Genomic DNA, 4785 nt, shown 5'->3' on the forward strand with positions numbered 1-4785 from the left:
GAACAAATTCTACTTTTTTAACTAAATAATTCAGAGTATGTGGTGATATATGTTGACGTAATTCTCTAGAAAACAATTGTAATTCATCAGAAATCGATAAATTCATACTAACATTATTTTATTATTCTGTATTGACCTACCATTATATCTATAAGGGATAGCACCAACATAACGCGAATTTCGTACGCTAAGTGATTTTTTCACATAGAAAAAGCCAATTTCCTGCACTCTTAGGAAATTGGCTTTTTGCTTAGTTAGCTATTTGGATTATCTCCAATCGAATGATATAAGTTCATATTAAGATATTTTATGTAATGAAATATCTTGAATATTCTATTCCTGAAGAGGAAAATCAGAGATTCATCACACATTATTAGTTTTTTAATTAGTAAGAAAGCCATTAATGAAGAAGCACTTTTGCTCATAATTTACGAATGGGACTAGTAAGCGCGATAATAACTTCAATGACCTTTGTAGATGATGCCAAAATAAATATTGCAACCGGATTAAAATCGGAAATTAATCCTCCTACTAGTGCTCCTAATGGCATAGCTAAACGAGTAGGTACACGTGAAAAACCTAAAACTCTTCCCTGCATATCGGTGGGGACTGTTTCCTGTCGGACAGATGCTACAATAGTATTCCAGGCTATATTACAAATCATAGCAAGACCAAATGAAATGCCCGGCGCAAGCCAATATTCACTCCATATTGCATAAGTCAATCCAATTGCTCCCACAGCAAGAAGGATTGGAATAAGGATTCCCCTTCGAAATCGTTGTTCAAGTGGAATAACAATGATACTTCCTAAAAGCCCACCTACCCCAATTAAAGTATAATTAATCCCACTTTCTTCAGCAGATAGATATAATGTAGAAAGCAAATAATACATAAGCCCACCTAATATAGCACTAGCGCCAAAGTTTCCCACCATTGCTTGAAGAGATAAAGCAAGGTTAAGACGATCATTCATTAACCATTTATGCCCTTCTTTCATATCATTCCTTATAGTTTGCAATAGTGTTCTTGTTCTATCTATGGGTTTCTTCTTTTCTAATTTCGGCAATAGTAATACAACAACTAAAGTAGCTATAAAAGAGATAGCATTTATCCAGAGAGCATTAATCCCACCAATTGTAGCAATTATAATACCTGCTAATGCCGGTCCTGCTAAACTAGCAATTTGATTAACCATTTGGTATGCGGAATTGGCCTTTGTTAGCGATTGACCTGCAATTCGTGGAATTACTGTAATAGTTGCTACGTCAAATAACATCGAGAGTACGGCTAAAATAAAAGAAACAACATATAAATGCCAGAGTTGAAGTAAGCTTAAGTTATACAGGATAGGAATTAAGGATACTAAAATAATACATCCTAAATCAGCAACCCACATTAATTTTCGTCGATTAAAACGATCCACTATTACCCCTACGATTGGACCAAATAAAACAATAGGTAACACACTGATAGCAAAAAGTGAACCCATAATTATTGCTGATCCAGTTAACTTATAGGCAATCCAAGGGAGAGCAAACGTATAAAGGGAATCACCCATCCTGGAAATCAGTAAACCAAAAATAAAAATCACGTAGGTACTAGGAAAATATATAATTTTTGAAACTAGATTTCTGTTTTGTGCATTCGGTTTCAACGATGAGTTAAAGTTTGTTTCTTTCTTCATTATCGACTCTAATTTACCTCCTTTGTTAGTAGTAAAACTTATATTAATTGGCAGTGAGCCCCTTACTTATTAAATCTTTAATACGTACAAAATTCTTTAAAATACAAAAGTATTCCTTCTTTTACCCAATTATTCATTTTGGTGTAAGTGCCTATTTGTACTAAGTTAACCTTTGTAACAAAAACGACCGTTTTTGTTACAATAAGATATTTTTTTATAAGGGAAAATATAGATATTTTTAATGCCATCCAAAAACAAAATATTTCCTTTTAGATGATATTGAAAATGTTGAAAAAACTATTTTTCAAGGACTAAAGAAAGCTGGATTTTTAAAACTTCAAGTACAACGTCCAAATGAAATCGTACTTGCAAAGTTTACTGATGAATCCTACGAAGAAAAGATCCACTTTATTCATTTAGTTGAATATAATAAAGACCTCTGGAAAAACTTAATCTTCTTTAGGGATTACTTAAATGCCAACCAAACAGCACGTGAACAATACAAAAGGATAAAAATTGAGTTTGTAAAAGAAAAAGATGGTGGAATTGATGAATACACCGACTATAAGGAACAATTCGTAAGTGAAATATACGGGAAAAGAAAATAGTTAAGAAATATCGAGGGCTTTGATCTAATAAGGATTAATGCCCTTTTGATGATTTTCTTATGGCACTATAGGGCAGTTTAGTTTAAGTTCATTACTTCACAATGAAAGGGTAACATCCATGTTGTTTATAGTACCTTTTTGTATCAGAAATATGCTTCTACCCTTTAATCAATAGAAAGAATGGTATTAATGTTATATAAAAAATTCAATACTCACTTTAGCTTGTTTACGAATTTGAGTTAACTTAGATAATTTCTGAAGTAAATTAACTCTTTAAAAATGTAAGTGTAGTGTACAAAACACTATATTTATGAAAGGATTTTCTTCCTGCATCGGTGGTATCATTTTCTTGTACCAATATTTAATCTGCTAATTTATCAATGGTTAACTGGATTAGATTATATGTAGGGAAAAAGAGTTAGGCAGCTGCAAGTTTACTCACTTAGTTTTTCTCTAATATTGAAATTAAGGTAGGTGGAAGTATATGAATCAAATTAAAACTAATTTATGGACGAAAGAATTCATTATTCTCTCATCCATAAATTTCTTTATTACATTAATTTACTTTTTATTAAATGCCACAATTACTATGTATGCAATGGATGAATTCAGCGCAACTACTGGCCAAGCTGGTATAACTGCAGGGATTTTTATTATTGGAGCTTTAATAGGGCGATTATTCACAGGACGTCTTATACAGACTAAAAGAATTTTAATTTTTAGTTTGGTTTTATTTGTCATTACTACATTATTATATTATGTTGAATTTGGTATTTTTTTCCTTATGTTAAATCGTTTAATAAACGGTATTACAGTTGGAATTGCTACTACTGTTGTAGGGACAGTTGTAGCAATTACTCTTCCTACATCAAGAAAGGCAGAAGGTATTAGTTATTTTGCTGTTAGTACAGCGCTTGCTACAGGAACTGGTCCATTTTTCGGGTTGTTTTTGAGTCAAAATGCAGGTTTTAAAGCTATTTTCACTTTCAGCGTATTGCTTGGTATTATTAGTTTAGTAGTTGCAATCCTTATGAAATTCCCTAAAAATACAATGGAAGTTAAAAAGGTAAAAGGACATGGTATTTCTAACTATATTGAGCTAAAAGCTGTACCAATTGCCATTATTATTTTCATCATGAGTTTTTGTTTTTCAGGTATAGTTTCATTTATTAATCTATATGCAATTGAAATAGGATTAGTAGAAACAGCAAGCTTTTTCTTTATGGTTTATACTGTTTTTGTTTTAATATCTAGACCTTTTACTGGACGGTTAATGGACAGAAAAGGAGCAAATCTGATCATATATCCTGCAATAATTTTATATGGAGTAGGTCTGCTACTTTTAAGTTCAGCAACCAATAGTGTAACATTGTTATTGGCAGGAGCCTTAATTGCCTTAGGATTTGGTAATGTATCATCAATCTCACAGGCGTTAGCAATTAGTTTGGTTGAGCCACATCGAGTTGGCCTAGCAACATCTACTTTCTTTATATTCATGGATTTAGGAAATGGCTTAGGACCGACTATTCTTGGTTTGGTAATACCAGCTACTGGCTATAGTGGTTTATATGTAATATTAGGCTTTATTGTTTTTATATCAATACTACTGTATTATTTCTTACATGGAAGAAAAGAAAGTAGGAATCGAAAGCAATTGTCTATTCCTAATAAATAAATTTTGAAAGACATTTTAAAATTTAAATTGCCCCGTAAAGGTGAGACGCTAGTCTAACTTTTGCGGTTTTTTTATATTAATGCAGTATAATAGGACAACCTTATTGCTAAATGATTGAATAAAACCATGAGATTGAACTTATTGTAAAAAACTTAGAGCTTGTGTATTTGTGAAACTAAATAGTAAACCTTTAGCTTACTTTTGAGTAGAGTAAGCGTATCATTACTAAGTCTGTTGTCATGAAATCGTTCCTTACTCTCTTGATGGAACTGAATTATTTTCATGGCTATTACATGATGTCACGTTCACGGTGGACACTGCTGTTTTCTGTAAAGAATGGTAATAGGTATTTTGCGGAACAGTCAGTACATAACACATCCATTGAACCATGTTCCCCCATAAAATCGATAAGCCCAGTATCAGTTGTTTTTTCACGAATATGTCCATAGCCTTTTTTAGAATTTCAATCTGTAGTTTTAACCGAAGGTTCTCCTTCTGAATGGCAGCCAACTCTTTATGAGTGAGGGATTATTTCCTCTTTCCAAATAGGAGTAAAATCCTTTATCCATTTATAAATAGTCACTTCAGAGGCGCCAAATAAATCCATTACAGTTTTTTTAAAATCTTCATTATATTTTTTGCTTCTATTATTACGTTCCATTCGCATATATTCTTCAGGAATTACATTGTAAGGACTTAACTAAGTTGTTTTCATAAACTATACTAACTTCAGTAGTTCAATCATAGATTCACTGTTCCGGCTATAATAAAAGTAACTTTTGATATTATTTTTTATACAAATATGAAGAAGCTCACAT

At 31.9% G+C, this 4785-nt stretch carries 3 protein-coding genes; 2 read left to right on the top strand and 1 reads right to left on the bottom strand.

What is annotated here, in order from left to right:
- Positions 1 to 421: 421 nt before the first annotated feature.
- Positions 422 to 1684: an MFS transporter gene (locus tag DN401_RS29355; RefSeq protein WP_218944374.1), complete on the bottom strand. Its 1263-nt coding sequence runs from the start codon at positions 1682 to 1684 to the stop codon at positions 422 to 424.
- A 278-nt stretch (positions 1685 to 1962) separates the two neighbouring features.
- Here DN401_RS29355 and DN401_RS29360 point away from each other — a divergent pair, with 278 nt between their 5' ends.
- Together DN401_RS29360 and DN401_RS29365 are read left to right on the top strand one after the other, a co-directional pair.
- Positions 1963 to 2292: a GrpB family protein gene (locus DN401_RS29360; protein ID WP_149288123.1), complete on the top strand. Its 330-nt coding sequence runs from the start codon at positions 1963 to 1965 to the stop codon at positions 2290 to 2292.
- 484 nt (positions 2293 to 2776) lie between these two features.
- Positions 2777 to 3967 carry an MFS transporter gene (locus DN401_RS29365; RefSeq protein WP_149288121.1) on the top strand — a complete coding sequence of 397 codons (1191 nt, stop codon included), beginning with the start codon at positions 2777 to 2779 and terminating at the stop codon, positions 3965 to 3967.
- The last annotated feature ends 818 nt before the right edge of the window (positions 3968 to 4785 follow it).

The sequence above is a fragment of the Bacillus sp. BF2-3 genome, assembly GCF_008368795.1.
In the GTDB taxonomy this organism is placed as follows: Bacteria; Bacillota; Bacilli; order Bacillales; family Bacillaceae_G; genus Bacillus_A; species Bacillus_A cereus.

Excerpts from the sequence above, each read along its gene's own strand:
- DN401_RS29355 (WP_218944374.1), bottom strand. The coding sequence starts at position 1,684 with ATGAAGAAAGAAACAAACTTTAACTCATCGTTGAAACCGAATGCACAA.
- DN401_RS29365 (WP_149288121.1), top strand. The coding sequence starts at position 2,777 with ATGAATCAAATTAAAACTAATTTATGGACGAAAGAATTCATTATTCTC.